28 protein-coding genes are annotated in these 25,351 nt (G+C 59.3%); 12 read left to right on the top strand and 16 right to left on the bottom strand.

The features are described from left to right. Window positions 1–153 precede the first annotated feature (153 nt). Window positions 154–2,457, top strand: coding sequence for a xanthine dehydrogenase family protein molybdopterin-binding subunit (locus tag DZG07_RS17510; protein WP_119819111.1), 2,304 nt, complete (start codon window positions 154–156; stop codon window positions 2,455–2,457). A 3-nt stretch (window positions 2,458–2,460) separates the two neighbouring features. Continuing rightward, window positions 2,461–3,411: a DMT family transporter gene (locus DZG07_RS17505; protein WP_245429508.1), complete on the top strand. Its 951-nt coding sequence runs from the start codon at window positions 2,461–2,463 to the stop codon at window positions 3,409–3,411. A gap of 5 nt (window positions 3,412–3,416) precedes the next feature. Here the strand turns inward: DZG07_RS17505 and DZG07_RS17500 are convergent, their stop codons facing one another. From DZG07_RS17500 to DZG07_RS17470, 7 genes are all read right to left on the bottom strand, one after another. Further along, window positions 3,417–4,241, bottom strand: coding sequence for a helix-turn-helix transcriptional regulator (locus DZG07_RS17500; protein ID WP_119819108.1), 825 nt, complete (start codon window positions 4,239–4,241; stop codon window positions 3,417–3,419). A 220-nt stretch (window positions 4,242–4,461) separates the two neighbouring features. After that, window positions 4,462–5,883 carry a hypothetical protein gene (locus DZG07_RS17495; RefSeq protein ID WP_119819105.1) on the bottom strand — a complete coding sequence of 474 codons (1,422 nt, stop codon included), beginning with the start codon at window positions 5,881–5,883 and terminating at the stop codon, window positions 4,462–4,464. Next, the gene (locus DZG07_RS17490) at window positions 5,873–7,087 is read right to left on the bottom strand and encodes a hypothetical protein (RefSeq protein ID WP_119920280.1); all 1,215 of its coding nucleotides are present in this window, start codon (window positions 7,085–7,087) and stop codon (window positions 5,873–5,875) included. Before DZG07_RS17490 ends, DZG07_RS17495 begins: the two co-directional genes overlap by 11 nt. Then, on the bottom strand, window positions 7,074–7,259 hold the full coding sequence (locus tag DZG07_RS17485) for a hypothetical protein (RefSeq protein WP_119819099.1): 186 nt from the start codon (window positions 7,257–7,259) through the stop codon (window positions 7,074–7,076). The genes DZG07_RS17490 and DZG07_RS17485 overlap by 14 nt, the downstream gene beginning before the upstream one ends. Continuing rightward, window positions 7,256–7,711, bottom strand: a complete 456-nt coding sequence (locus DZG07_RS17480) for a hypothetical protein (protein WP_119920279.1) — start codon at window positions 7,709–7,711, stop codon at window positions 7,256–7,258. The genes DZG07_RS17485 and DZG07_RS17480 overlap by 4 nt, the downstream gene beginning before the upstream one ends. A gap of 5 nt (window positions 7,712–7,716) precedes the next feature. After that, window positions 7,717–8,490 (bottom strand): recombinase family protein, encoded by a 774-nt coding sequence (locus DZG07_RS17475; RefSeq protein WP_119819092.1) that lies wholly within the window; start codon window positions 8,488–8,490, stop codon window positions 7,717–7,719. A 12-nt stretch (window positions 8,491–8,502) separates the two neighbouring features. Then, window positions 8,503–9,225, bottom strand: a complete 723-nt coding sequence (locus tag DZG07_RS17470; RefSeq protein ID WP_119819089.1) for a hypothetical protein — start codon at window positions 9,223–9,225, stop codon at window positions 8,503–8,505. A gap of 75 nt (window positions 9,226–9,300) precedes the next feature. Between DZG07_RS17470 and DZG07_RS17465 the strand changes: the two genes are divergently transcribed. From DZG07_RS17465 to DZG07_RS17450, 4 genes are all read left to right on the top strand, one after another. Then, complete coding sequence (locus tag DZG07_RS17465; RefSeq protein WP_119819086.1) at window positions 9,301–9,537, top strand: hypothetical protein; 237 nt, start codon at window positions 9,301–9,303, stop codon at window positions 9,535–9,537. Window positions 9,538–9,942: 405 nt separating this feature from the next. After that, window positions 9,943–10,995: a helicase RepA family protein gene (locus tag DZG07_RS17460; RefSeq protein WP_119819083.1), complete on the top strand. Its 1,053-nt coding sequence runs from the start codon at window positions 9,943–9,945 to the stop codon at window positions 10,993–10,995. Between the two features lie 114 nt (window positions 10,996–11,109). Continuing rightward, window positions 11,110–11,292: a hypothetical protein gene (locus tag DZG07_RS17455; RefSeq protein ID WP_119819080.1), complete on the top strand. Its 183-nt coding sequence runs from the start codon at window positions 11,110–11,112 to the stop codon at window positions 11,290–11,292. 533 nt (window positions 11,293–11,825) lie between these two features. Next, window positions 11,826–12,293, top strand: a complete 468-nt coding sequence (locus DZG07_RS17450; protein ID WP_133304757.1) for a hypothetical protein — start codon at window positions 11,826–11,828, stop codon at window positions 12,291–12,293. A gap of 61 nt (window positions 12,294–12,354) precedes the next feature. On the opposite strand, the gene DZG07_RS24365 is transcribed toward DZG07_RS17450, so the two are convergent. After that, window positions 12,355–12,480, bottom strand: coding sequence for a hypothetical protein (locus DZG07_RS24365; RefSeq protein ID WP_281004500.1), 126 nt, complete (start codon window positions 12,478–12,480; stop codon window positions 12,355–12,357). Beyond that, a complete protein-coding gene (locus tag DZG07_RS17445) occupies window positions 12,477–13,883 on the bottom strand; it encodes a site-specific integrase (RefSeq protein WP_119819075.1) in 1,407 nt (468 codons plus the stop codon). The genes DZG07_RS24365 and DZG07_RS17445 overlap by 4 nt, the downstream gene beginning before the upstream one ends. A gap of 215 nt (window positions 13,884–14,098) precedes the next feature. Between DZG07_RS17445 and DZG07_RS17440 the strand changes: the two genes are divergently transcribed. After that, window positions 14,099–14,497, top strand: coding sequence for a hypothetical protein (locus tag DZG07_RS17440; protein WP_119819072.1), 399 nt, complete (start codon window positions 14,099–14,101; stop codon window positions 14,495–14,497). Window positions 14,498–14,508: 11 nt separating this feature from the next. On the opposite strand, the gene DZG07_RS17435 is transcribed toward DZG07_RS17440, so the two are convergent. Continuing rightward, a complete protein-coding gene (locus tag DZG07_RS17435; RefSeq protein ID WP_119819070.1) occupies window positions 14,509–15,390 on the bottom strand; it encodes a uracil-DNA glycosylase in 882 nt (293 codons plus the stop codon). 35 nt (window positions 15,391–15,425) lie between these two features. Next, window positions 15,426–16,028, bottom strand: coding sequence for a hypothetical protein (locus DZG07_RS17430; protein ID WP_245429507.1), 603 nt, complete (start codon window positions 16,026–16,028; stop codon window positions 15,426–15,428). Between the two features lie 322 nt (window positions 16,029–16,350). Here DZG07_RS17430 and DZG07_RS17425 point away from each other — a divergent pair, with 322 nt between their 5' ends. Both DZG07_RS17425 and DZG07_RS17420 read left to right on the top strand, forming a co-directional pair. Further along, window positions 16,351–18,030: an electron transfer flavoprotein-ubiquinone oxidoreductase gene (locus DZG07_RS17425; protein WP_119819067.1), complete on the top strand. Its 1,680-nt coding sequence runs from the start codon at window positions 16,351–16,353 to the stop codon at window positions 18,028–18,030. Window positions 18,031–18,175: 145 nt separating this feature from the next. Next, the gene (locus DZG07_RS17420; RefSeq protein ID WP_245429506.1) at window positions 18,176–18,772 is read left to right on the top strand and encodes a DUF922 domain-containing protein; all 597 of its coding nucleotides are present in this window, start codon (window positions 18,176–18,178) and stop codon (window positions 18,770–18,772) included. Window positions 18,773–18,783: 11 nt separating this feature from the next. On the opposite strand, the gene DZG07_RS17415 is transcribed toward DZG07_RS17420, so the two are convergent. The 4 genes from DZG07_RS17415 to DZG07_RS23935 form a co-directional block, all read right to left on the bottom strand. Beyond that, a complete protein-coding gene (locus DZG07_RS17415; protein ID WP_119819064.1) occupies window positions 18,784–19,815 on the bottom strand; it encodes an endonuclease/exonuclease/phosphatase family protein in 1,032 nt (343 codons plus the stop codon). Between the two features lie 125 nt (window positions 19,816–19,940). Beyond that, entirely contained in the window at window positions 19,941–21,443 is a 1,503-nt protein-coding gene (locus DZG07_RS17410; RefSeq protein ID WP_119819061.1) for an AMP nucleosidase, read from the bottom strand. A 69-nt stretch (window positions 21,444–21,512) separates the two neighbouring features. Then, window positions 21,513–21,707, bottom strand: a complete 195-nt coding sequence (locus tag DZG07_RS17405; RefSeq protein WP_091913926.1) for a hypothetical protein — start codon at window positions 21,705–21,707, stop codon at window positions 21,513–21,515. Window positions 21,708–21,738: 31 nt separating this feature from the next. After that, the gene (locus DZG07_RS23935) at window positions 21,739–21,903 is read right to left on the bottom strand and encodes a hypothetical protein (protein WP_162931644.1); all 165 of its coding nucleotides are present in this window, start codon (window positions 21,901–21,903) and stop codon (window positions 21,739–21,741) included. Window positions 21,904–22,074: 171 nt separating this feature from the next. Between DZG07_RS23935 and DZG07_RS17400 the strand changes: the two genes are divergently transcribed. Then, window positions 22,075–22,779 (top strand): glutathione S-transferase N-terminal domain-containing protein, encoded by a 705-nt coding sequence (locus DZG07_RS17400; protein ID WP_119819058.1) that lies wholly within the window; start codon window positions 22,075–22,077, stop codon window positions 22,777–22,779. 59 nt (window positions 22,780–22,838) lie between these two features. Here the strand turns inward: DZG07_RS17400 and DZG07_RS17395 are convergent, their stop codons facing one another. Further along, on the bottom strand, window positions 22,839–23,180 hold the full coding sequence (locus tag DZG07_RS17395; protein ID WP_119819055.1) for a DUF2147 domain-containing protein: 342 nt from the start codon (window positions 23,178–23,180) through the stop codon (window positions 22,839–22,841). Between the two features lie 444 nt (window positions 23,181–23,624). On the opposite strand from DZG07_RS17395, the gene DZG07_RS17390 reads away from it, so the two are divergent. Then, the gene (locus tag DZG07_RS17390; protein ID WP_091913932.1) at window positions 23,625–23,891 is read left to right on the top strand and encodes a sel1 repeat family protein; all 267 of its coding nucleotides are present in this window, start codon (window positions 23,625–23,627) and stop codon (window positions 23,889–23,891) included. A gap of 321 nt (window positions 23,892–24,212) precedes the next feature. Continuing rightward, a complete protein-coding gene (locus DZG07_RS17385) occupies window positions 24,213–25,331 on the top strand; it encodes an ABC transporter substrate-binding protein (RefSeq protein WP_091914092.1) in 1,119 nt (372 codons plus the stop codon). Window positions 25,332–25,351 lie beyond the last annotated feature (20 nt).

The following is a 25,351-nucleotide window of genomic DNA, read 5'->3' as shown; positions in this document are numbered from 1 at the left end:
TCCTGTCGAAATTCCGGCGTTCCGGGAGAATTGAACGGCCAAAGCTGGCCAAAAAAATGAAGGTTGTGCTCTTTACACGAAAGGTCCCCTCGACAAAACTATGAGGGAACCTATTTCAGGCCGACATTCTCCACCGAACATTGCGGGGCAATCATGACCGTCGTCACTCCGAAATTCGGGATGGGCGCATCTGTCTTGCGCGTCGAAGACCGGGCTTTCATCACCGGGGCAGGTCGTTACACCGACGACATCGTGCCGGAGGGCCTGCTGCATGGCTACGTGCTGCGGTCGCCCACGGCCAAGGCGGCGTTCAACATAACAACGGTGGAAGCGGCGAAATCGGCACCTGGCGTGCATCTGGTGCTTACCGGAGCCGACCTTGCCCATCTCGGCGACCTCAAGTCCGGCGTCATGCAGCCGCAGCCGGACGGCACGCGTGCGCCGACCCGCGATATCCCGATCCTTTGCCGCGACCGGGTCAACTATGTCGGCGATGCCGTGGCTTTCGTGGTGGCCGACAGCCGGGCACTGGCGCAGGACGCGGCCGAACTGATCGAGATCGACTATGACAGCGAGAACGCCGCCGGCGCGACCGCGACCGCGCTCGATCCTGAAACGCCGCTGGTGTGGCCGGAACTCGGCTCCAACCGGGCCTTCAGCTATCACATGGGTGACAAGGCCAAGAGCGATGCGGCTTTCGCCAAGGCGGCAAAGGTTACGCGCATCGACTTCGTCAACAACCGCCTCGTCTGCAACTACATGGAGCCGCGCTCTGCCATCGGCGAGTGGAAGGCGGATGAAAACCGCTTCGTGCTGACCACTGGCTCGCAGGGCGTGCATTCGATGCAGTACATCCTTGCGAACCTCTTCGGCATAGAAAAGAGCCAGCTGCGCGTCATCACTCCGGATGTCGGCGGCGGCTTTGGCCCGAAGAGTTTCGTCTACCGCGAGCATGCGTTGGTGCTGGAAGCGGCAAAGCGGCTTGGCCGCCCGGTCAAATGGGCCGGCGACCGCACGGAGCATTTCCTGACCGACGCGCAAGGGCGCGACAATGTCGTGACCGCCGAAATGGCGATGGACAAGGATGGCCGTTTCCTTGGCCTACGCGTCAATCTGCTGGCCAATATCGGCGCCTACATTTCGCAATACGGCCCGTTCATTCCCTATGTCGGCATCACCATGTCGACCGGCGTATATGATATCGAGGCGCTCAATGTGTCGGTGACCGGGCTCTACACCAACACCTGTCCGGTGGATGCCTATCGCGGCGCCGGCAGGCCGGAAGCCGCGTTCCTTCTGGAAAAGCTGGTGTCCGTTTGCGCAAACGAAATGGGCCTTTCTTCCGATGAAATCCGCCGGCGCAACTTCATCCGCCCCGAGCAGATGCCTTACCGCACGGCGACTGGCAGGCTTTACGACACCGGCGAGTTCGAAGGCCATATGAATGCCGCGATCGAGCGAGCCGGGTGGAAGACTTTCCCCAAACGCCTCGATCAGTCGAAGGCGAACGGCAAGGTCCGCGGCATCGGCATGGCGACCTATATCGAGGCTTGCGCCTTTCCGGGCTCGGAACCGGCTTTCGTAGAACTGAACCGCGACGGCACGGTGACGCTGAAGATCGGCACCCAGACCAACGGGCAGGGCCATGCCACAGCCTACGCTCAGTTCATCTCCGAGAAGCTGAACCTCGACATCGACAAGATCCATGTTCGGCAGGGCGATACCGACGAGTTGAAGGCAGGCGGCGGCACCGGCGGCTCGCGCTCCATTCCGCTCGGGGGCGTATCGGCCGCACGTGCGGGTGAGGATCTGGCCGAAAAGATCAAGCGCATCGCGGCAGATGAGCTGGAAGCTTCTGCCGGAGACATCGAGCTTTCCGACGGCGTCGCTCGCATCGTCGGCACCGATCGCGCGATTGATTTTTCCGCCATAGCCAAGGCGGCCAAGAAACCTGACGATCTCAAGGGTTTCGGCGAGTTCCTTCAGGACGAGTGCACCTATCCCAACGGCACGCATATCTGCGAGGTCGAGATCGATCCCGAAACGGGTGCGACGGAAATCGTCGGCTACACCATCGTCGACGATTTCGGCGTGACGGTGAACCCGATCCTGCTTGCCGGCCAGGTCCATGGCGGCGTGGTTCAGGGCATCGGCCAGGCGCTGACCGAGAACACTGTCTATGGCGAGGACGGCCAGCTGCTCACCGCGAGCTTCATGGACTATGCCGTGCCGCGCGCCGACGACGTGCCGTCCTTCCATTTTGAGACCCGCAACGTGCCCTCGACCACAAATGCGCTCGGCATCAAGGGCGCGGGCGAGGCTGGCACCATTGGCTCAACGCCTGCCGCACTCAATGCCGTTGCAGATGCCCTTTACCGGGCTTACGGCATCGGTCATATCGAGATGCCGGCAACGCCTGCGCGTATCTGGGCAACAATTCAGGAAAGCATCGGCTAAAAAGTGAATTCATCTGGGGGGAGGCGGGCCAGCAGCCCGCTGACCGGCATTGCCTTCAAGGTTTCGTCGGTCGCTGTCTTTGTGGCCATGTCGTCGCTGATCAAGGCGGCAGGGCCGTTGCCGAGCGGGCAGATCGTCTTCTTCCGCTCGTTCTTCGCCATGCTGCTGATCCTGGTTTTTCTGGGTTTTCGCGGCGAGTTGCGCACCGCCTTTCACACCGCGCGCCCTTTCAACCACATCGCGCGGGGCATGGTCGGCGTTACGTCCATGGCACTGGGCTTCTTTGCTCTCACCCGCCTGCCGCTGCCGGAAGCGATCACGTTGAACTATGCGCAGCCATTGCTGGTCGTCGTGTTCAGCGCGATCTTCCTCCACGAGACCATCCGCGTTTTCCGATGGAGCGCGGTCGTCGTCGGGCTGGTCGGCGTGCTCATCATTTCCTGGCCCACGCTCACGCTTTTCACCGGCGGTGGGGCCATGGGCAATGAAGAGGCGCTTGGCGTGATCGCGGCCCTTGCCGCCGCTGCCGTCTCGGCAGTGGCCTTGATTCTGGTGCGCAGCCTTGTCCACACCGAAAGAACCGGCACGATCGTGCTTTGGTTTTCGCTGACGGCCACGGTCATATCGCTTGTGACCTATCCTTTCGGCTGGGCGTCGCTGACGGGGATGCAGGCTGCGCTCCTGATCGGATCAGGTCTTTGCGGCGGCCTGGCGCAGCTGCTCATGACCGAAGGCTATCGCCACGCCGAAGTCTCCACTGTCGCTCCCTTTGAATACACCTCGATGATCCTCGGCATCGCGGTCGGCTATTTCGCTTTCGGAGATGTTCCGACGATCCATATGCTGGTCGGCGGCCTGATCGTGGTTGGTGCCGGCATCTTCATCATCTGGCGCGAACAGCGGCTCGGACTGGAGCGCAGGGCGGCAAGCAAGGCTGCGCCGCCGCCAGCCTGATCAATTCACGAAGGCTTTGGCGCGGCGCCGCGATCGTCCGCCAGCTTCTGGAGGAGGGCGGCTGTCTCGGCATCCGCCGGAAAGAAGGATTCGATCGCCAGTTCCGACAGCGTCACATCGAGCGGCGTGCCGAACACAGTGATCGTGCTGATGAACGATAGGATGTCCTTGCCCATCCGCAGCCGAAGCGGAAGAGCGATCGCCGCAATGTCGGGATGGGTCGGCCGCGAATTCGGCGGGCCGCTCGGATAGGTCCGTAATTCGCGCTCCAGCTCGGCCAGCGTCGCGTCGCCGGAGGCATCGACCTGATGTTTGAGGCGCTCGATCAGATGCGTGCGCCATTCATGCAGATTGACGATGCGTGGCGCGAGCCCCTTGGGATGAAGGCTGAGCCGCAGCACATTGACCGGCGGGGTCAGCAAGGATTGATCGGCAATGTCTGCCAGAAGCGGCGCGATGGCCCCGTTGCTCGCGACCAGAGTCCAGTTTCGGTCGACGGCTATCGAGGGGAAGGGCTCATGCCCTTTCAACACCAGTTCCACCGCCGCCATTGCCGGGGCCAGCGAGGTGTCACTGAGCGCCCTTTCGCTGAAGCTCGGTGCAAAGCCTGCCGCCAGCAATAACTGGTTGCGCTGGCGCAGCGGGATATCAAGCTGCTCGGCCAGATGCAGCACCATCTCGCGCGACGGAGCGGCCCGGCCGCTTTCCACAAAACTCAGATGGCGTTGCGAGATGTCCGCCTCGGCGGCGAGGTCGAGCTGGCTCATGCGGCGCCGGTTGCGCCATTCGCGAATGAGAGAACCGGCGGTGGAGGGCTGTTGCGTTGTCATGGCGTCACCTTAGGCGAGGCGCGTTGTCAATTCTATTACCTCTCGCGTAAAGGAAAATCTGCAAAAAACGCAAAGATTTCAACGGTCGGGATTTTTGAGGGTAAGACCGGGTTAAGAAAACAACGAAAAGCCAGCGCGGAGGGCTTTCACACGCTGGCTTTCGCTTGGGCGGGAACGGAGACAATGCCCGCCCGGGGAAACTGACTGTCTTGGAAGTCAGTTATTCGTCATTGAGGGCGGCATTGCCCGCTGTGGCCGTTCCGAGCAACCGACGCCGCAGGATATCAAGCTGTTCCTGTTGCTGCTGTGCGGCAACGCTGCCTAGCTGCGAGTTGCGCAAGGCCGCTGGCAGATTGCCCGCCTGCCGTTGAAGCTGTGGATTGTTGAACACACGGCCCGGAAGGCGACCGATGGTCCCTATCGTGGTGGCGACGCCACCGAAGCCGCCAGCCGCCATGTCGACCCCGAACACTGCCAGATCATGGAGCGGGGTTTTGCCCGTCAGCGTCCCGCGTAGCATTTCCTTCTCAGCTGCCGTGAACATCGAAGATGTGCGCTTGTTGCGGAGCAGCGAGCCGATTTGGTTGTTCAAGCCATTCAGGAAACCACCGGGATAATTCCGGGCATCCTCTAGAGCGCCCTCCACAAGCTCGGCTTTCTTGTTCCGCATGACCATTGCCCGAGCGGCAGTGCGCATTTCTCGCATCTGCCGCGCATCGAGCTTCGTCAAACCCGGATCAATCGACGGATTAACGGCGAAATCGTCAAGGCTCTTTTTCACGATCTCCAGCGCGGCGGCTTCCACCTCATCCTTGCCAGCTAATGCCGCCCGTAGTGCCTTGCCCACGGCGGACGACTGTGCGTCTAGGTCGCCAAAATCCAGCAGCGGACTTTCGGCAAGCTGATCAAGCAGCTTATTCGCCTTCGGGGCAATCGAACTCGGGAAGGTCTTAATCCGCTGCTTCGCGGTCATGATCATTTCGGAATATTTTTTAGCGTCGTAGGTCACACCGGCATCGCGGAGGCCATCATAGGCCTTCTTGATCTCCTGTCGCATGGCCTCCCCGGTCTTGAACTGCGCAGTCTTCGCCGCTTCCTTGGCGATGCGGGTCGCCTGTTTGCCCCAGTTCGTAGGCGTCATGGCCGACCCGATACCCCCGACGATACCGCCAAGAATGCGGGCAGGCGTCTCTAGGAACGTATCTTTGGTAAGCTGGCCCAGCCCCTCTGACGCCAGTGCAGGGCCGACCACCATACCAGCCTTGCGCACAAGACCACCCGGTGACAGCGCGTTGCTAGCGAACTCGCCAGCAGTGCGGCTGTATTCCCCGGCTGTCGTTTTCGGCTCATATTCAGTCGCGCCGCCTGACAGGTTAGCTGCCAATTCTCGGCTTGGCTGCGCCATAGGCGGTTGTTGGACCGTCTGCCCCTGTGACATCGCAGTCAGGTCACGCATGGCCTGTGCAGTGTTTGGTGGCTGTGCGGCGTTCGCAACCATGTCCACAAGACCAGTGACACCCTGAGACAAGCCCGCTACGGCGGACTTTCCCATGTCGGCCATCGTGTTGCCAATCCCGCCCGATCTGCGGCGCTCTAGTTCTCTGCGGGCAAGCTCCCGCAAGGCTTCCTCTTTACTGGCCATCGCGGATGATCCTTTCAAGCTCTTCGTCGCTCATGTCTTGCAGCGGGCGCTGTGCGGGTTGACCCTTCACCGCGTCCAACAGCGACTGCAACTCATCGGGAATGATGCTGCCATCGAGTTCGCGGATTTCCTTCAACGCTTGCGTGTCTGTCAGAAGGCCATCCGTGAAGTCTTCTACGATCCGGCTGCGTTCGCGGTCGATCTCAGCTTTGAGCTTAATCGAGCCAATGATCAGCTGATTGGCCCTCTTGTTATTTCGGAGCGCGGGAAGGCCCTGCAACAGCACGTCAATGTCCTTGTCCGATTGCGCACCACTGCCGGGAACACGCAGGCTCGGGAGCAAGCGGCTAACTTCCGCTTCAAAGGCCGCACCGGCATCAGAGAAGCCGGGGAACCGTTGGGCCAGCCTGCCCGTGATCGGGCCTGTAGGTGCTGCGTCTGACAACTCCGTGAGGATGCCCATAGAACGGAGCATCGAACCGGCTTGTGCGCCTGCGGCTAGATAGCTATCAAACTGTTCACCGATCTTCTGGCCAAGCCGTTTTCGCGCTTCGCTCTCGCCTTCGGACTGGTTGTTGTTGACGGTGACATTCGTCCCGGCACTCTGTTTGAGCGCATTCGCCATCTGGAGCGAAAGCTGACTGCCTTCGTCATCTCCGATCTTGGCAAGCTCTGCCGCCGTTTTGACGTATGTTTCGCTGGTCTCAGTCCCGCCGTTTCTTTCGAAAATGGCTTTCCGCTGTTCAATCCGGCCAGCGGTCGGGTCTTTGGTCGCGAGTTTTGCGACGTTCGCGAGGTCCGTCAGGCCACCTCCAGAGGTCATGAACTCCATTCCCTGCGGTGTCTGCACAAAATCCAGAATGGCTTTCTGAGGTGGAGTGCCAGCGTCTACCTTCTCGCGGATGAACTGCACGGCCTGCTGCTGTGCGCCGCTAAAGCGCTGGCTTTCTGCGTTGGCCTTTGTCTCGTTGCCACCAAAGAGCATGTTGCCAATCCAGCCACTGTTAGCCAACTTGCCGTCACCCGCAAATCGAGGGTCTATCCGACTAGACGGACCCACAGCGGGGCCTGCTACAGAGGCGTTCTGTGGAAGGGCAGATAGTGTGCCGCCACCTTGCGAAATCGCGCTGAATGGGTTGCTCTGGCCCGATGCTAGTGGCTGATCTAGGTTGCCCGCCCGGAAGAGGTCTTCAATACGTGCCATCGTCGTCGTCCTCCTTGTCGTGGGCCATCAGCTCATAGATGCAAGACGCAATCGCCTCGCAAAAAGCATCCTCGCCGTGATCATCCAGAAGGCTGGCGAGGTCATAAGCCAAATCTTCCTCATCGTCGGCAGAACGGGCTGCTTTCTTCACAGCCTTAACCAGAGCGTTCACTGGGCGTCCCCGGACATCAGGTCGAGCAGGCGCTGGCCTTCCTGAATACTCATCGGGCGAGGATTGAGAACAACGCCGTCGCTATCGGTCAGTTCAGCGCGGCCCATGCCTACGTCAGACAGCGTATAGCCGCCCTTGCTCGCAATCTCGGTGCGGACAGCGGTGGCAAATTCCGCATTGACGGAAGCTGTGGCCTTGGCAAGACGCTCTTTGCGATCACGCTCACGAAGCTGGGCATCCACGTCGAAACCAGCGGCACGAGCCAAATCAACGGAAACCGGATCGCCTTTCTGGTTGTACCACTCACCTGCCAAATCCTTGATTTGGTATACGAGAAAGCCATCAGTCCCAGCATTTCCGTAACGCCGAATTGACGCGCCCCTGTCCGCCGCGTAAGCCGCAAAGCTTCCGCCCTGATAGTTTTTCCAATCGTTTGTTGTGATGGTAGGCATTGTCTTTACTCCAGTGCTGGTTGGGGTTGTGGTATGGGTTTGGCCGTCTTGCGGCGGCTAGTCTCGACGTTCAGGGCAAGCTCGTAAGTGTCGATGTGAGGCCCATCGCCATCATTTTCGTATTTGCTGATCTGGCCCTTGCCGATTGCTGCCTCTCCGAGAGAGACCACGAGCTTTCCGGCATCTTCCTGCGTCAGCCCAAGGGCTTCACGCTTTGAACGAAGATCACGGGCACGGGACGGATTGAGGGGCCGCTTGGCAGGCTGGCCATTGGCCGATGCCAAAAGAGCATGGAAATCCACGCCTAGTTTGAGCAGCTGCCCGATGATTTGTTCCTGAATGACCTTGCCGTACTCTTCGATTTCGACGCGGTGTTTCTGGCGCTCATTGCGGAGCACGTCAGCGGCGGCTTTTTCAGATTGCTCCAGCCCGAACCACGGCGCGGTGTAGCGGCGCAAAGTGATCGGATCGATCTCGACATCATCAGTGGCGCTCAGCAGCCGAACACCCTTGGTAAACAGGGCATTGGCAATTTCGACAAGCTCGGTCGGGTACGTCGCCAGCACGTCGAGCGACGGCACGATGAGCGTGTCACCATACTGAATACGGGCGAGCAACTGCCGAAGGGTGTTGTCCCCGCCAGCTGCGGCGGCTCTGACATACCCGCCAGCGGGGATTTGCTCATCCAAGATGCGGCGCTTTGCCATCGCTCGGGCCGCGTCTACCTGCTTGCCGTTGGCGTGGTCATTGGCGGATTTGGTGTAAATGAAGACGGACATTTCGTGATCTCCTTATCGGGTGAAGCCGGTTTTGCGCTGCCATGCCGCGATCTCGCCGGACATGGATGTGGGCTGTTCATCGGCTGACGGCTGAGTTTGCTCCGGGCTGCGCCCTACGCCCGCTCCAGCGCCGTAATTGACGTTGGTGCGAAGGTCTTCGCCCGTGCCGGTGTCACCGCTGGTTTCAAGGGTATGGATATGGCCAACTGCTTCGTCTATGCGAGCGAACAACGCCGGACGGCTAAGCTCATCGGAACCAAGGTCGCTGAGTTCGGAAAGAGACATCCCGCTATTGGCCACGAGCAGGCTCACAGCCTTCTGGACCGCTGCCGGATCGGCATATGGGTTTTCCGTCCGGTAGGCATTCCAAAGCCGGTTGCTGACCTTGGCATAGCGCTGCTGCTCTTTCTGGTCGCGCTCCCAATCATCGCGGGTGAGCAAATCCGGCATCGCGGGAACAGGTGCAGCACCAACCCCGGCAGTCCACAATCGGCCATCCTGACCGCGAACGGTGGTCGCCGGATTGTAGCGCTGAGACAATGACTGGCCTGCGGCGCGGCCTACGGCCTGCACATCAGCCGTATCCATGGGCACACCGGTTGCGGACCCGTCTGCCAGCTTTTTCTGCAAGTGAACGATCTGCTGACGCGTGCGCTCAACGTGCTTTTCAAACGCCCGCTTGCGTTCATCCTCTTTGAAGTCTGCTGCGGATCGTCCGCCGTATGACGTTGCCATGTCCCATCAATCCTTGCTAAATTAGAATGTTATGATATAACATAACACATGTGACATTGCAAGCTGGAGGCAGTTATGGACGATTGGAGCATATCTCAGTTTTGTACCGTTGCCGGGATCAACCGGAAGACCGAATACCGTTGGCGAAAGGAGGGAAAAGGCCCTGCCTACACGCTGCAAATCGGCAAGCACACATATGTGCGGTACCCGATCGGGCTGGCGCTGTTGTGGATCAACCAGTTTCGGCCAGAGCGAGCGGAGGCAGCGATTTCGCTGTGGCTGGACACGGCCCCGGATGAGGTGCGGCGGTGAGCAGTGCACAGTACAACAGCCAACAGATGCTTGCTGGGGCACTTCGTATGCGGGCCGCTGGGCTGGAGCGTTGGTTGTCAGTAAATGAGCGCCGACTGTTGGCCGAGCATGACGCAGCAGAGGCAGAGAAGGTAGCCGTGCTCACAACGCAGCGACGGCCCTACCATAAACGCGCAGCTTGAACAGAAAGGAGGAAGTGACATGACGCAACGTAGAACAACGAAGCGGACGAAACCCGGTCCCGGTCGCAAGATCAGCACTTAACTGACGTTTACGTAAGACCCGAAGGGCCAATTGTACGCGTCAACCCGAAGGTCTATATTCGGGACAAAGAAAAAGGGCCGGAGATGAAACCGGCCCCACTTAGGAGAATACTTCAACCCCAAAGACCAATAAGGAGTTAATATGAATATAAGCCTTCGGGCGGATCAGGTCAAGCCCCTGAAAACTAATGACAATACTCGTTTAAACGCACGAGTTCACCTCACAATCAACAGTAATGAGAAGGCACTTCCACGTCTTCTTACTTTTGCTGAGTTAGAGAACCTCCCCGATCCTGAATGGCTGATAGAGGGCATCCTACAGGCCGATACGCTTGTGGTGCTGTACGGGCCACCGAAGTCTAAGAAGACCTTTGTGGCGTTAGATTGGGCCAATTCCATAGCGACAGGCCAGCCATGGGCCGGGAAGCCAGTTAAGGCCGGTGATGTCGTCTATATCGCTGGCGAGGGTCGCAAGGGCTTGCCCGCTCGCATACGTTCATGGATCGAAAGCCATGATGGGCTGATCCCTGATCGCCTCCGGGTGCATGATCGCCCGATCAACATAGCTGAGCCTTCCAAGGTGAAGAGCCTTGCCGAGACGATCCGAACGGACGGATTGCAGCCCACCTTGATCGTGGTCGATACGCTGGCCAGGAATTTCGGTGACGGTGACGAAAACCAAGCACAGGCGATGAATGCCTTTGTGAAGGGCTGCGATGCCCTAAGGTTTGCTTTTCCGGGTTGTGCCGTGCTCGTGGTCCATCACAGCGGCAAAGACCTCAGCAAAGGCGGACGCGGGTCCACGGCGTTGAAGGGTGCTCTTGATACTGAGGTGAAGGTGGACAGTGCTCCTAAGATGCCTACCGGCACGATCTCCTGCACGGCACAGAAGGACGCGGAAGAGTTCGACCCGATGACATTCCGGCTCAAGGCTGTCGGCAAGTCAGCAGCGCTCGAATGGAAAGTGGCCATCGGTTGGGATGACATACCGGACCAGCCAATGAAGCCGCGCGCCATGGCGAAGTCGGATAGTGCGGTTTTGGCGGCACTCGACAAGCACCCGGACGGGCTGTCTTATGGCGACCTGCATAAAGTGACCCGGTTGGCACCCCGCACCTTTGCAGATGCCATTAAGCGGCTGAAAACTAATGGCAAAATCGATGCTAGTGCGGACGGGGTTTATGTGCGGATTTAGTGCGGTTTTGGTGCGGTTCCGCACAAACTTGGATTGGTGCGGGTAGTTAGTGCGGAGGGGCGCTATATAGCGACCCGCACTACCCGAAGTCCGCAGTAAAAAAGGAGAAAGGGCATGACCAAGCTGTATGTCGTCGTCGCAGTATCCGATGATGCTTTTGCGCCTGACGTCATGGTGTTCGACCGCAACGATAAAGCTGAGCAGGCCATGAAAGAGTGCCTAGAGGAATACCCGAAGGGCCGTGTTTTTGTGCAGGCTGTCACGCTGAATAAATGGATGTGCAAGGGCAAACAGTGAGACACTGCGTGGTGCGATCCCGGGCACACCGGGGCGTAAGCCATTGAGTTCACACAGACCGGCTTGGTTTCATTGAGACCAGACCTCCCACTGTGCGTCCATCGTGCCATGGCTGAATATTTGAGCGGATGTGCGGTGCCCTGATACCGCGCTGGCAGGCGCGGGTTTATCAGATTATCAGCTTCTCACCGGCCCGACCGGGCACTACGAGGGGTCAAAGATTAAGAGACCGGGTTAAGTCAGGGCCGAAAAGCGTAATCTTTTCAATGATCTGCGACTACGGATATGGTAAGCGTCGGCTCACAGCGGGGCCGGGGTGCCGGGGGTCGGTCCCCCCAAAGGTCGGCGCTCGCTGGTACCCCATGAGCCTCATGACCGACATTGAGCGTGGAACGGAAAAAAGCAGACGGGTTGCTGCGGGGAAAAATAAAAAACCAGTGAAAACCTTGAGTTTATTGCGCTTTCCGGGCCAGCAAGGGAATTGAGTTACAACAACATCTGTTGTCTTCTGGCGTGTGGCAGAGGAGCGCGACATGGCATTGATGATCAACGACCCGAATATTGAGCAAAGGGTAGTTGCGGCGGTTAAAAACAGAACGCCGAACGCCAATAACGTTCGCATCCTGACGATGCAGAGAAAGTTTCTCAAAGGGTCGCTTATTACGATATCATTCGACGGTGATCCCGACCCCACTACCGGACAAATTCAATCATATATCAACCGGGTCTACGTGCACGGCAACAGCCTCGACGTTTACGGGCACGATGACGCATTGATGGCGATCGTGGGTGAAACGCACGTCAGCAGCACGTGGGAGATTTTCGGGAACACGAAGGTGGTTTCGGGGATCATCGCCACGTTGATGACAGTTGTCGTTATGGTCATCGTCGGCGTCAGTATGTATCGAGGCACCGAAATCATAGTGCCAGACCTAATATCCAGTGGCTGGCTGATCATTCTCGGCTTCTACTTTGGAAAGATGGGGTCGAAAGAGGATTAAGGGCAAGAAAGAAAAAGGGGCCAGTGACGGCCCCTTGTCGTTTAAACGATGTTTGGTTGCTTTACCCTGACCACGCAACGGCGATCATGCGAACGAGCCACCACACGAACCACATGACGCTGAGGCCGAACAAGACAGGGTTCGGGAACAGGGCGTTGGCGATGATCAGTAGGATGAGCATAATCATTTTTCTGCCCTCCGTGACGTGATCGTCTCCAGATGAGCAGCCCATGCGTTTAGGGCTGTCCGCGCCTCTGTCAGATAGTCGTTACGGATATAGGTCGCGTCGATGTTATCGCGGGCATGGTCGAGCACGGCATGAATGACGCGATCATAGAGGCCCATCGGCCCAAATTGCGTGTCAACCTTGAGCCGGGACAAACCGGTTGCGCCTGTCCGCCGTAGGTCACGCCATTGCCACCTTGTTACAGGGGCACCAAGTTCAACGCTCATGTGCTGGTGAAGCTCACGCATTGCTGCCTTGGCATCTTCGCTTATCGGGTTGCTGCCGTCTTCGGTGAAAACGTAGTCGCCGCGATGGGGCAGGCTGTTAAGCAATGTCAGGGCCGGGGCTGACAATGGGACGGGGTTTGCCTCTTTCTTCCTTAGACGGCGCTTGTTCCGTTCGGTATGGGGCACGTTCCAGACACCTGCCGTCAGGTCAAAATCTGCCCAACGGGCACGACGGACGGCACCCGGGCGCTGTAGGGTCAGAAGCATCAACTTGGCAGCAGCCCCATACGGGTAATTCAAGGTGCCGTTAGCAGTGCTGGCGACGTGCCACAGTGCCCGGATTTCTTCGGCGCTTAGCTCGCGTTCGCGTTCGGGGTGTTCATGAAGCTGGGTCAGGATCGCAAACGGGTTGCTGTTGGCCTTTTTGTAATAGACGGCCCAGTCTCCGAACCGCCGTAGGGCCTCTATCGTCTTGTCAGCAACGGCTGGGGCCATCTGGCGCAACACTCGGTCGGCTTCTACGTGGTCAATCTTCACGGTGCCGTCATGGGCAGCGTAGATTTTGCCCGTCCAGTGCGACAGGACACCGTTGCCTGTCGGCTTCCAGCCGCCACGGTCGTCAGGGCGTAAGCCAAGTCGTGCCGCGTAGTATTCGATTGTGGAGGGCAGGGCAGGCCGTCCGCGTGTCAGCCGCCAATTGTAGTTAGCGACGTATTCCCGGAACAATTCATCCACCTTGTGCCCGTCCCATGTGGCGACGATCACGGCCTCAATATCGCGCTTTAGCTTGGTCAGGATCGGCTTAGGGTCGCGCTTCTCCCGAACCAGACGGCGGCAGTAGGCGGCAAGCTCCTTTGCCATGCCAAGCGTCATCGGTTCCCCGACAACGGGATTTTCGCCTAGCTCTCGCGTGAGCTTCACCGGGCCTAGCGTTACGCTGTCCGTCCGCTTGGTGGTGGGGTTCTGATAGAAGTACTTCCACGATCTGCCGCCGCTGGGACGGCTGATAAGCTGCAAGCCGGGTGCACCTTTCACGGTTTCGGCTATGCTCGCCTTTCCGTTGGGAATGCGCTTGAGGCTATTATTGACCCAGAGACTAAACGGCTCAGATCGGTATTCGGTTTCTACTGCTGGCATGGTGCTAGCCCTTCAAATCCGAGATTAAGTTAGATTAATCGGTTGCTGCGTATGTGGTGACGCAAACCCCGGAAAACCAGCGTTCTGCGCTGGTATGAAGCTAGCTCTTATTACCTCTCGCGTAATCGCCGGGCGGCTTTCCGGCAGGCATGGTTCGGCCAGCTCAGGGCGATGAACGTCCGAAGCGCCAAGACTCTCAAAGCTGGAGAAGAACCATGACCATCAATGTTTCGCCCTTCCTTCGCAATGCCCTGCTGCTCGACGCAGTCGCCAGCGGCGCGACGGCCATTCTGGCGATGGGCGGCGCTTCTTTTCTCTCGCCGTGGCTCGGCCTGCCAGCCGACCTTCTTTTCTGGTCGGGCGCGGTGCTCGTGCCGTTCGTTGCTTTTCTGGTTGCTATGGCGCGGCGCGAGACGCTGGCGCGAATGACCCTGATCGACATCATCGGGATCAACGTGCTTTGGGTCGTCGCAAGCTTCGGCCTGCTCGTTTCCGGGCTGGTGTCGCCTACCGCGCTTGGAATTGCCTTTGTCAGCGCCCAGGCGATTGCGGTCGCGCTGTTTGCCGAATTGCAGTTCATCGGCATGCGCCGGGCCGGTGTACAGACGGCCTGACGAACAGAGACTTAGGTCAAGCTTCTGAGCCTGGCCTTCACTTCCAGAAAATCCCGCCACGCAAGTTTCTTGTGGGCGGGATTTCTCAGGAGGTAGGCCGGGTGCAGCGTCGGCATGGTCGGGATGACCGTGCCGGTTTTCGTGGTGTGCGAACGCCAGTTCCCGCGCAGCCGCAAAACGCCCTCGGTGGTGTTGAGCAGCGTCTTTGCTGACGGACCACCCAGCGTTACCAGTAGTTTCGGATTGGCCAGTTCGATCTGCCGTTCGATGAAGGGACGGCAGATTTCGGTTTCGTGCGGCGTCGGCGTGCGATTGCCCGGCGGGCGCCAGGGAATGACATTGGCGATATAGACGCTGGTTCGGTCGAGGCCGATTGCGCTGAGAATGCGGTCGAGCAACTGGCCCGAACGTCCGACGAAGGGTAGGCCCTCAATGTCCTCGTCGCGCCCCGGTGCTTCGCCGACAAGCATTACTGCGCCATCCGGGTTGCCGTCTGCAAACACCATGCTCTTGGCGGTGAATTTCAGATTGCAGCCGTCGAACGCGGCCATGTGCTGGCGCAGTTCTTCCAGCGTGGCTGCTTTGGCGGCGAGTTCACGGGCAAGGGCCGCCTGCGCCTCGTCGGGGACGGCAGCGGTCGCCGCCGGCCGTGGGGCCGGGCTTGCCTGCTGGTCGCGAAACGGCGTGCGAGGAGCCGCCGAGGGACCCGACTCGGAAACAGGGGCCTGTCGCGCCGCGGCTTGAGCCGGTGGCTGTGCGGGTTGCGTCAGCCGAGCGCCTTCCGCGAAGCGGTCAACGGGCTCTTCCGTCAGCGCGTCGTAAGCGCCTGCCTCCGCATAAAAGGCGAAAAGCTCGGCAAGTCCCGGCGGATCCTGTCTGGCGATGGAAGTCATGTCCTACATTCTTCCGTAGCGGCCGCGAAAGCAAGTCAGGTCGAGGGGATGCGCGGGTCCTGTACCAGATAAAATTGCCGCTTCGGCGTATAGTCACTGATGAGGAAGCCGAATGAGGCAGATCGGCGCGGGTCCACCTTGCCGTTCCGGTAGAGCAGCCTGTCATAAGGCTCGAAATCCCGGCTGAAGTCGGCAAAGCTGTCTGAATAGATGTTCTTGGAATCGGTGCGCCTTTGATCGAAGGAAAGCCCATCGCCGAACAGGCTCGGCTGGCCGAGTATCTCCTGAAGCTCGAATTCGACCTCGATCCAGGCCTGCTCGCTGCTGTTCCAGATGATCAGTTTCAGATGGATGAAGCCGTTGGCATATTTGCCGGAGAAGTCGAACGGGCGTATCGGCTTGGTCGTGCGGATGACCATCGTTACCGGACTTGCCGAGACCAGTTCCTCTTCGATGACGATCGGGTCTTCTCGGGTTCCCGTTCCGCCTATCGCCCGTATCTTGAAGCCGCCGAGTTCGTCGGAGAAGGAATAGGCGCCGGCAAGCCAGCGCTTGACCTCAGGTTTCTCCTCCTGCGCGTCGACGCTGATGGCGCAGACAAGCAACAGAAGCAGGGCAGAAGCGAGAATGCGTAGCAAATCACGGCAAGCCGCGCTCGGAAACCACGATACGGACCGGAAAATCTCAGCCTTCCGCATCTGGTGAGTATGACCGAGAAGTGCGCCGACGAAAATCCATGAAAACAGGGATGTTCAGAGCTTTGTTGCGAGGCTTCTTACCGCTTTAATTGACGTTTACGTTAACGTCGTTTAGCTTGGACTGCGGCGAATGGCGACGCTTGGCAAAATCCGCAATGTGAATATGACAGTTGCGCGGTTTCGCGTCGCTTTCGGATGCGCTAAGGGAACGCTGAAGCCAGCAAGAATTGCCTGATCGGCAAAAGCCAGTGCGGAGGATTGGATGAGCGAGATCGAACGCGAAAGCATGGAGTTCGACGTAGTAATCGTCGGTGCGGGCCCTGCCGGCCTTGCCGCTGCGATACGGTTGAAACAGGTCAATCCAGAGCTTTCCGTCGTCGTTCTCGAAAAGGGCGGTGAAGTCGGCGCGCATATCCTCTCCGGCGCTGTCGTCGATCCCATCGGCATCGACCGCCTGCTGCCAGGCTGGCGCGAGGAAGAGGGCCATCCCTTCAAGACCGCAGTGACCGACGATCATTTCCTGGTGCTTGGACCGGCCGGGTCGGTGCGCCTGCCGAATTTCCTGATGCCGCCGCTGATGAACAATCACGGCAACTACATCGTCTCGCTCGGCAATGTCTGCCGCTGGCTGGCCGGTCATGCCGAAGCGCTGGGCGTAGAGATCTATCCGGGCTTTGCCGCCGCCAGCCTCACCTACAACGATGCCGGTGCGGTGACCGGTGTCATCACCGGCGACATGGGCGTCGAGCGTGATGGCTCGCATGGGCCCGCTTTTGCGCCCGGCATGGCGCTGCTCGGCAAATATGTGCTGCTGGGCGAGGGCGCGCGGGGATCGCTTTCCAAGCAGGTCATCGCCAAATACAAGCTCGATGAAGGCCGCGAACCCGGCAAGTACGGCATCGGCCTCAAGGAACTGTGGCAGGTCAAGCCGGAGAACCACAAGCCCGGCCTGGTGCAGCACTCCTTCGGCTGGCCGCTCGACATGAAGACAGGCGGCGGTTCGTTCCTCTATCATCTGGAAGACAATCAGGTTGCCGTCGGCTTCGTCGTTCACCTGAACTACAAGAACCCCTATCTGTCGCCTTTCGAGGAATTTCAGCGCTTCAAGACCCATCCGGCGATCCGCGGCACGTTCGAAGGCGCCAAGCGCATTTCCTATGGCGCGCGTGCGATCACCGAAGGCGGCTGGCAGTCGGTGCCGAAGCTTTCGTTCCCGGGTGGCGCGCTGATCGGCTGCGCCGCTGGTTTCGTCAACGTGCCGCGCATCAAGGGCTCGCACAATGCGGTCCTGTCGGGCATCCAGGCTGCCGAACATGCGGCAGCCGCCATCGCTACCGGCCGCGCCAATGACGAACTCGTCGGCTATGAAAACGAGTGGCGCGCCTCCGACATCGGCAAGGATCTCAAGCGCGTTCGCAACGTCAAGCCGCTATGGTCGAAGTTCGGCACCATCATTGGCGTCGGCATCGGCGGTCTGGACATGTGGCTCAACACGCTGTTCGGCGTCTCGCCTTTCGGCACGCTGAAACATGGCAAGGCCGATTATGCGACCCTCGAGCCCGCCGCCAAGCACAAGAAGATCGCCTATCCCAAGCCGGACGGCGTCCTGACCTTCGACCGGCTATCGTCCGTGTTCCTGTCCAGCACCAACCATGAGGAAGACCAGCCGGTCCATCTCCAGGTCAAGGACATGGCCTTGCAGGAGCGCTCGGAGCATGACGTCTTCGCTGGTCCGTCGACGCGTTATTGCCCGGCAGGGGTCTACGAATGGGTCGATAAGGATGGTAACGCTGCCGCCGACCCTGCCGCGAAGGACGTGCGCTTCGTCATCAACGCGCAGAACTGCGTCCACTGCAAAACCTGCGACATCAAGGATCCGAACCAGAACATCAACTGGGTTCCGCCGCAGGGCGGAGAGGGTCCGGTTTATACCAGCATGTGACGGTCATATTTCGGTGACTGTGGGAAACCGCTGTAAATGACGGCGGTGCGGGCGGCGCAACATGAATTGTGCCGTTATGGTTCACAAATTGTTGAAATCGCCCTGGCGATGTGCTTGGCTCGGCTTTCCTTGCTGGAGCAAAGCCATGCGTTGTGTTGGAGTAGCAGTGCTTGCCGCCGTTCTCGGCCTGACCAATGCCGCTTCGGCAGGGTCGAACGTAGTCGTCATGAAAGAAAACTACACGATCACCGGCAAGACCGGGGAAGAATTGCTTGCAGCCATGAAGCGAACCGGCCCCAAGAAGGGCTACATGGTGCACGCCATGGCGCAGACGCGCTACTCGCTTCGCTGGAACACCAAGTGGGACAAATCAGGCGGCGGATGCCGTGTGGCGAACCCAGGCGCAACGCTTTACATTACGTACCGCTATCCCTGGGTGAAGGGTGGGATGTCGCCCGATCTGCAGAAACGCTGGGCCAAATTCATGGACAGTGTGCGCACGCATGAAGAAACCCATGGCCGCATAGCGCGTGAAATGGTCGATGCCGCGGAAAAAGCCGTGGCCGGTATCGCCAACGACAACGATCCCGATTGCTCGAAGTCGAACCTGGAGCGGCTGCGCCGCGTTCGCGGTGTCGAGTCAACGTATGAAGGCAAGCAGCGGCAGTTCGATGCCAAAGAACACCACTATGGCGGCAACGTCGACGGCATGCTTGCGCTGCTGACCGCCAAGCAGAATTAAGGTTCTGGACGTCAACCGTTCGGCAGGACAGGTTTTCCGGCGGAGACTGTCGCGGTAACGGTCTCCTGTTCTTTTTCCGTCGGCTTAAGCGAGAACTCTACCAGCACGGGCAGGTGGTCTGAGCCTGCTTCCACCAGCGTGTGCGCGGAATTCACGATCACGTCGCCCTTGTGAAAAACCTGATCGATCGGCAAGCCGCTGAAGCGCAGGAACTCCGGCAGCCGCCACCATTGCCATGTCGGGCCCACCGACGGCACCATAGTGAGATCGCCGAGCTTTCCGACGCGTGCGGTCGCGGCACTCCACGGCGTCGCGTTGAAATCGCCGGCCAGCAATGCGGTGCCACCAAGCAGCGACAGTGGCTGGGCCACTGCCGAAATCTGCCGTGACTGTTTGAACGGCCACGGCCAGCCAAGATGAAGTGCCGCTACCTCCACCGTCTTGCCGCCGAAATTGACCGGGGCGATGGCCAGCGAGCCGCGTTCGTAGCAATTCGCCTGGGCACCGTCAGCCATCGGCCGGCTAGAGAGGATCGCGACGCCGAAGACGCGGTTGGGATAGGGGCAGATGATGCTGTAGGGATATGCCGACGACAGCAGCGCCAGCTTCTCCTTCCACATGTCGGAGACCTCCTCCAGCGTCACGACGTCCGGCCGAAGGCGTCCGATCAGGGACAGCACCTTGTTCGGTTCCGGGTTGTTGTAGCGGAGGTTGAGCTGCAGCAATTTGTAGGTCGGCTGCTCGTCGCTCTTGGGCTGGAAGCTGCCGGCGTGGACCGCGCCGAGGCCGAGGGAATTCGATGTCGTCGTGAAAGCAGCAACCGCCAGCAGCAATGCTGCCACACCTTCCTTCCGATACCTGCTCGCAAACAGGGGAAGGGCGGCAATTGCCATCAGCACGGCAAGGTGCACGCGGAAATGAGCGAAGGAATCGAAAACCGGGTGCAGCCTTCCGAAGAAGCCGGCAATCAGGGGTAGCGAAAGCACGAGGACGGCGATGAACGCCCCCGTGGTCAGCTTGTTTCGTGTGTTATTTGTGCTCATTCCCGTCCTTATCGGCAAGAATGCGGCTCATTCAAGATATGCAATCGGGCGAAGCCCTTCGCCCGGGTGGATTATTGCAATTTTTTCGACCGTTGAGGCTTTGGGCCTTTCTGATCTCGATTTTCCTACTGAAATGCCGTCTCCGAGAAACTGCGAAGCTTGCGTGAATGCAGGCGATCCATCGGCATCTCTGCCAGCTTCTCCATCGCCCTGATGCCGATGGTGAGATGCTGGGCCACCTGGCGCTTGTAAAACTCACTGGCCATGCCGGGAAGTTTCAGCTCGCCATGCAGCGGCTTGTCGGAAACGCAGAGCAGCGTTCCGTAAGGCACGCGGAACCGGAAGCCGTTCGCCGCGATCGTGGCAGACTCCATATCAAGTGCGATCGCCCGCGACTGCGACAGCCGCTGAACCGGGCCGCGCTGGTCGCGCAGCTCCCAGTTGCGGTTGTCGATGGTCGCGACTGTGCCGGTGCGCATGATGCGCTTCAGCTCGTAGCCGGAAAGCCCGGTTACCTCGGCGACCGCTTCCTGCAACGCCACCTGGATTTCGGCCAATGGCGGGATGGGAACCCAGACCGGAAGGTCGTCGTCGAGCACGTGGTCCTCGCGCACATAGGCATGTGCCAGCACATAGTCGCCGAGCGCCTGTGTGTTGCGCAGGCCGGCGCAGTGGCCGAGCATCAGCCAGGCATGGGGCCGCAGCACGGCGACATGGTCGGTGATGGTCTTGGCGTTGGACGGGCCGACGCCGATATTGACCATGGTGATGCCGGCATGGCCGGCCTTCTTCAGGTGATAGGCCGGCATTTGCGGCATGCGCGGGGGCGTCGCGCCCTCGGACGGCCTGTTTTCGCCGGCTTTGGTGATGACATGGCCGGGCTCCACGAATTCGTCGTAGCCGCCACCGCCATTCGCCATCAGGTCGCGGGCATAGACGCAGAACTCGTCGATGTAGAATTGGTAATTGGTGAAGAGCACGAAATTCTGGAAATGGTTCGGCGCCGTCGCCGTGTAGTGCGACAGGCGGTGCAGCGAATAGTCGATGCGCTGCGCGGTGAAGGGCGCGAGCGGGCGCGTATCGCCCGGTAGGGACTCGAAAGTGCCGTTGGCGATATGGTCGTCGGTGCCATCGAGGTCCGGTACATCGAAGAGATCGCGGATCGGGCGTTTGATGCGGTCGGCAATCGATCCGTCGACATGGGTGCCTTCGAGGAAAGCAAAATGCAACGGGATCGGCGTTCCCGATTCCGACACGGTGATCTGCACGCCATGGTTCCGCATGATCATGCCAAGCTGCTCGAGGAGATAGCTTTCGAACAGGTCGGGGCGGGTGATGGTCGTCGCGTAGTGGCCCGGCAAAGGCATATGGCCGTAGGCCTGGCGGGAATCGACCTGCGTGTAGGAAGCGATCGTTACCCCGACTTCGGGATAGAAGGCGCGATATCGCCTGTTTAGATCACCGCCATTTGCAAGGGCGGTGAAGGAGTCCCGCAAAAATGCGGTGTTTCGGCTGTAAAGAAATTGGAGCGCCGCAACGGCCTCGTTGGCATCGTTAAAGCTATGCAGCCCGTAAGGTTCCGGGCTGGCAATCAATTCAATGGGTTCTGGGTAGATTCTCTTTTCCATGACCCAATATAGAGACTTGCTTCCAACCTTGGGAGGGGGACGACTGGGTCAGCGGTGCTTTTTTATTGGTCAGCCGCGCTGCAGACTCATCAGCAGGACGAACCCCGCGCCGACCTTCTTGTGTGCCGGTGCTTCGATCGTCGTGCCGGTCGAGCCGCGGGCTGCGGGCACGGCCAGCACCGGAGCTGCCAGCATGGCCAGGATAAGTGCCGCCCGCGGCAGGAGCCGAAGGGTATTCATCGAGGTGGCGGCGATCTTGTTCATGGACGTGGTGCTTTTCTGGTCCGGTGTTCGGTTACGGGCGGAAGCTTGTGATGCAGGTCGGATCGTTCGAGCAGAGCCTGGTCATTCCTTGTTCCCAGGAGCGCGTCGAACGGTTTGCCTGCGCAACCAGTATCGAGAAGGTCATTCCGAACAGGGTCATCAGCAGGCAGACTATGGTGAACCGGCGAGCAAGCATTGGGTGTCTCCTTCAATGACGGGGAGAATGCCCGAACGCGGCTGAACGACCTCTGAGACGGCCGTTCATCTTCGGTTCAATTTTATTAATCGACGTGTTCGGTTTGTTGGCTTGTGTTTCGCCGCCGCCTGCCTATGTGCTGAGAGCATTCCCGAAACGGAGAACCCTCCCATGACGACGCAGACCAAGCCGATCGAACTCCACTATTGGCCGACACCGAACGGCTGGAAGATCACGATCATGCTTGAGGAACTCGGCGTTCCCTACACGGTCAAATATGTGAATATCGGCAAGGGCGAGCAGTTCGAGCCGTCATTCCTGAAAATCGCGCCCAACAACCGCATGCCGGCCATCGTCGATCCCGAGGGACCCGGTGGCGAGCCGATCTCCGTTTTCGAATCCGGTGCGATCCTGCAATATCTCGGCCGCAAGTTCGGCAAGTTCTACCCTGCCGACGAACGCCTGCGCGTCGAGGTCGATCAGTGGCTGTTCTGGCAGATGGGCGGCCTTGGACCGATGGCCGGGCAGGCCCACCATTTCCGGCAATATGCACCGGAGAAGATCCAGTACGGCATCGACCGCTATACGAATGAGGTGAACCGCCTTTATGGCGTGATGAACAAGCGCCTTGCCGACCGTGAATTTCTAGCCGGCGATTACTCGATCGCTGATATGGCCAGCATCGGATGGGTGCGGCCCTATAAGAACCAGGGCCAGGAGATCGAGGATTTCCCGAACCTGAAGCGCTGGTTCGATGCCATTCTGGCGCGGCCCGCTGTCCAGAAGGCGATAACTGTCGGTGAAGATCACCGGCGCAATCTCGCCGACGACAAGGAAGCCCAGAAAGTTTTGTTCGGGCAAAAGGCCCGCGCCTGAAGTTTTCAGCACACCGGCGCAGGGTGCTTCCTTCGCCGGTGTGCTGAGCTTTGGAAAAACTAAAGCTTCGACCAGACCTGGGTCTTGCAGAAAATCTTGAGCGCGCAGCCGGTCATATTGAGCTTCGCGCCCGAAAGCGTTCCTGACCCGGAATAGGTCTTGTCGTCAGCCGGGTCGGTGATCGAGCCGCTATATTGATTGCTGCCGCTGGCGCTCATCTTGCCAATCGACTTGCCGGCATATTTGCCTGTCTTCAACGTGATACAGAAGCCGCCGCCGCAACTGGCAATCGCAGCGGTCTCGCCGCTCTTGGTCTTCCAGTTGCCTTCGATCGGATCGGCATAGGCCGCGCCTGCCATCAAAAGCGTCGCCGCAATTGCCATGCTCATCTTACGAAACATCGATGTCCTCCCTTTTTGAGCGTCTATCGGTCCGGCCTGCTCTCTCCCGCCATTCCGCCGTTTACGCAAACGTAAGCTAATCCAGTCGCCGGAAAAACAAAAGCGGTGTCCTTGCGGAAGGAAAGCAGGTTTTTTGCAGAGGCAAACGGTCCGCAGCCGGCCGATTTTCATGTTCGGCTCTCATGCGACCGGTTTTCGTGGTTACGGAAGGGTTTCCTTCCACCGCATGCATTTTCTTCAAATTTTCTGAGAAAGCCCGGAATCCCCGCATCCCTATCCTTAACAAATTCAGGCGTTTACCTCTTGTTTGAACTTTGTTTGCGCCAAATTAAGCACGTGATTTAACGACGGATTCAAGGCTCAGGTTCATTCTTCGAAGCATCGGAAGAGCAGCCCAGGACGACAAAAGAGGCGGCTTTCCAGCAACGGACAGGGACCTTCGAAATGGCACGTTTTGAAATGCTTGAAGCCGGGTTCGGCACGATGGGAACAACCGCCCAGGCCGATATCCTTTTTGAACTGGGCATGATGTATGCGACCGGCCGCGACTGTGAAGTCGATACCATCGCCGCCCACAAATGGTTCAACATCGCCGCGATCAAGGGCTCGGCCCGCGCCGCGGAACTGCGCTCCGAACTTTCGGCTTCGATGTCGAAGCTCGAAATCGCCAGGGCACTGCGCGAAGCGCGCGAATGGATGACCATGCACTGATCGTGCAGGCCAGGATTTGAATTAAAAGGCTCAAGCCGCGCAGACGGCTGGGTCTCAATAGAAAGAATGCGGCAGCTTGGAGGCGGGCCAGCCGCGCATGTCGAAAACGGGCGACTCAGCGTTTTGCGGTAAACAGGGACCGCAATGCGAAACCAGCAAAAGCCGTGACCGGTGGAAACACACCGGCGCGGCTTTTTCATTTTTCCACGATCTTTTCCGCTGGCCTTGCCGGATCGCCGATCTGGCGAGTGGCCTTTGCCATGTGCCTGCGATATCAGGATCACTTTCGGCGTCGAGGGCGACGCTGCGGAGGAAACGAAAATGATCAAGAAAACACTTCTGGGCGCGGTCTTTGCCGGCCTCATGATGTCAGCGTCTGCTTACGCCGATGACATCACATTTGCTGTCGTCGGTCCGATGACCGGCCAGCTTGCCAATATCGGCGACCAGTTCCGTCAGGGCGCCGAAGCTGCCGCCAAGGCGATCAACGAGAAGGGCGGCGTCATGGGCCGCCAGATCAAGATCTCGGTCGAGGACGACGTCTGTGATCCGAAGCAAGCCGTGTCGGTTGCAAACCGCATCGTTGCCAACAGCATCATGTTCATCGATGGCCATGCCTGCTCTGGCTCCAGCATTCCGGCATCGGCCGTCTATGCCGAAAGCGGCGCGCTGATGATGAGCCCGGCTTCGTCCAACCCGGTGCTGACCGACGACGCGGCTGCGAAGGGCTGGCCGACGATCATGCGTCTCTACACGCGTGACGATGCGCAGGGCGCTTTCATCGGCCCGTGGATCGCCAAGAAATACGCCGGCAAGAACGTCGTCATCCTGCACGACAAGAGCGCCTATGGTCAGGGCGTGGCGGATGCCGTCAAGGCGACCATGAACGAAGGTGGCCTCAAGGAGGTCATGTATGAAGGCATCAACGCCGGCGAGAAGGATTACTCGGCGCTGGTGACCAAGATGAAGGAAATGAAGGCAGACGTGGTCTATTTCGGCGGCTATCACCCCGAAGCCGGCCTGATGCTGCGCCAGTCGGCCGAGCAGGGCTTCAAGTTCCAGCTGATCATGCCTGACTCGATCGCCTCGCCGGAATTCTGGCAGATCGCCGGCCCGGCCGGTGAAGGCACGATGTTCGTCTTCCCGTCCGACCCGCAGGCGAAGCCCGAAGCCAAGGAAGCCGTCGAGAAGATCAAGGCCGGCGGCTTCGTGCCGGAAGGCTTCACCCTGTTCTCCTACGCCACCATCCAGGCGTTCGCGCAGGGCATCGAGCGTGCCGGCAGCGACGACCCGATGAAGGTTGCCGAGGCGCTGAAGAACGGCCAGCCGATCCAGACCGTGGTTGGCGACGTCACCTTCGACGAAAAGGGCGATCTCAAGAACGCCAGCTACGACATCAACCAGTGGCACGACGGGAAGTACGCGCCGATCGCGCAGTAAGCTGCACTAACAAACGCGTC

Source organism: Mesorhizobium sp. DCY119 (genome assembly GCF_003590645.1).
GTDB lineage: Bacteria > Pseudomonadota > Alphaproteobacteria > Rhizobiales > Rhizobiaceae > Mesorhizobium_M.
This window is presented reverse-complemented; position numbering and strand designations above follow the sequence as displayed.

Bases quoted from the DNA above. Each gene is read 5' to 3' on its own strand.
- DZG07_RS17510 (WP_119819111.1), top strand. From the start codon at position 154: ATGACCGTCGTCACTCCGAAATTCGGGATGGGCGCATCTGTCTTGCGC.
- DZG07_RS17500 (WP_119819108.1), bottom strand. From the start codon at position 4,241: ATGACAACGCAACAGCCCTCCACCGCCGGTTCTCTCATTCGCGAATGG.
- DZG07_RS17495 (WP_119819105.1), bottom strand. From the start codon at position 5,883: ATGGCCAGTAAAGAGGAAGCCTTGCGGGAGCTTGCCCGCAGAGAACTA.
- DZG07_RS17490 (WP_119920280.1), bottom strand. From the start codon at position 7,087: ATGGCACGTATTGAAGACCTCTTCCGGGCGGGCAACCTAGATCAGCCA.
- DZG07_RS17480 (WP_119920279.1), bottom strand. From the start codon at position 7,711: ATGCCTACCATCACAACAAACGATTGGAAAAACTATCAGGGCGGAAGC.
- DZG07_RS17475 (WP_119819092.1), bottom strand. From the start codon at position 8,490: ATGTCCGTCTTCATTTACACCAAATCCGCCAATGACCACGCCAACGGC.
- DZG07_RS17470 (WP_119819089.1), bottom strand. From the start codon at position 9,225: ATGGCAACGTCATACGGCGGACGATCCGCAGCAGACTTCAAAGAGGAT.
- DZG07_RS17465 (WP_119819086.1), top strand. From the start codon at position 9,301: ATGGACGATTGGAGCATATCTCAGTTTTGTACCGTTGCCGGGATCAAC.
- DZG07_RS17460 (WP_119819083.1), top strand. From the start codon at position 9,943: ATGAATATAAGCCTTCGGGCGGATCAGGTCAAGCCCCTGAAAACTAAT.
- DZG07_RS17455 (WP_119819080.1), top strand. From the start codon at position 11,110: ATGACCAAGCTGTATGTCGTCGTCGCAGTATCCGATGATGCTTTTGCG.
- DZG07_RS17450 (WP_133304757.1), top strand. From the start codon at position 11,826: ATGGCATTGATGATCAACGACCCGAATATTGAGCAAAGGGTAGTTGCG.
- DZG07_RS24365 (WP_281004500.1), bottom strand. From the start codon at position 12,480: ATGATTATGCTCATCCTACTGATCATCGCCAACGCCCTGTTCCCGAAC.
- DZG07_RS17445 (WP_119819075.1), bottom strand. From the start codon at position 13,883: ATGCCAGCAGTAGAAACCGAATACCGATCTGAGCCGTTTAGTCTCTGG.
- DZG07_RS17440 (WP_119819072.1), top strand. From the start codon at position 14,099: ATGACCATCAATGTTTCGCCCTTCCTTCGCAATGCCCTGCTGCTCGAC.
- DZG07_RS17435 (WP_119819070.1), bottom strand. From the start codon at position 15,390: ATGACTTCCATCGCCAGACAGGATCCGCCGGGACTTGCCGAGCTTTTC.
- DZG07_RS17425 (WP_119819067.1), top strand. From the start codon at position 16,351: ATGAGCGAGATCGAACGCGAAAGCATGGAGTTCGACGTAGTAATCGTC.
- DZG07_RS17420 (WP_245429506.1), top strand. From the start codon at position 18,176: ATGCGTTGTGTTGGAGTAGCAGTGCTTGCCGCCGTTCTCGGCCTGACC.
- DZG07_RS17415 (WP_119819064.1), bottom strand. From the start codon at position 19,815: ATGAGCACAAATAACACACGAAACAAGCTGACCACGGGGGCGTTCATC.
- DZG07_RS17410 (WP_119819061.1), bottom strand. From the start codon at position 21,443: ATGGAAAAGAGAATCTACCCAGAACCCATTGAATTGATTGCCAGCCCG.
- DZG07_RS17405 (WP_091913926.1), bottom strand. From the start codon at position 21,707: ATGAACAAGATCGCCGCCACCTCGATGAATACCCTTCGGCTCCTGCCG.
- DZG07_RS23935 (WP_162931644.1), bottom strand. From the start codon at position 21,903: ATGCTTGCTCGCCGGTTCACCATAGTCTGCCTGCTGATGACCCTGTTC.
- DZG07_RS17400 (WP_119819058.1), top strand. From the start codon at position 22,075: ATGACGACGCAGACCAAGCCGATCGAACTCCACTATTGGCCGACACCG.
- DZG07_RS17395 (WP_119819055.1), bottom strand. From the start codon at position 23,180: ATGTTTCGTAAGATGAGCATGGCAATTGCGGCGACGCTTTTGATGGCA.
- DZG07_RS17390 (WP_091913932.1), top strand. From the start codon at position 23,625: ATGGCACGTTTTGAAATGCTTGAAGCCGGGTTCGGCACGATGGGAACA.
- DZG07_RS17385 (WP_091914092.1), top strand. From the start codon at position 24,213: ATGATCAAGAAAACACTTCTGGGCGCGGTCTTTGCCGGCCTCATGATG.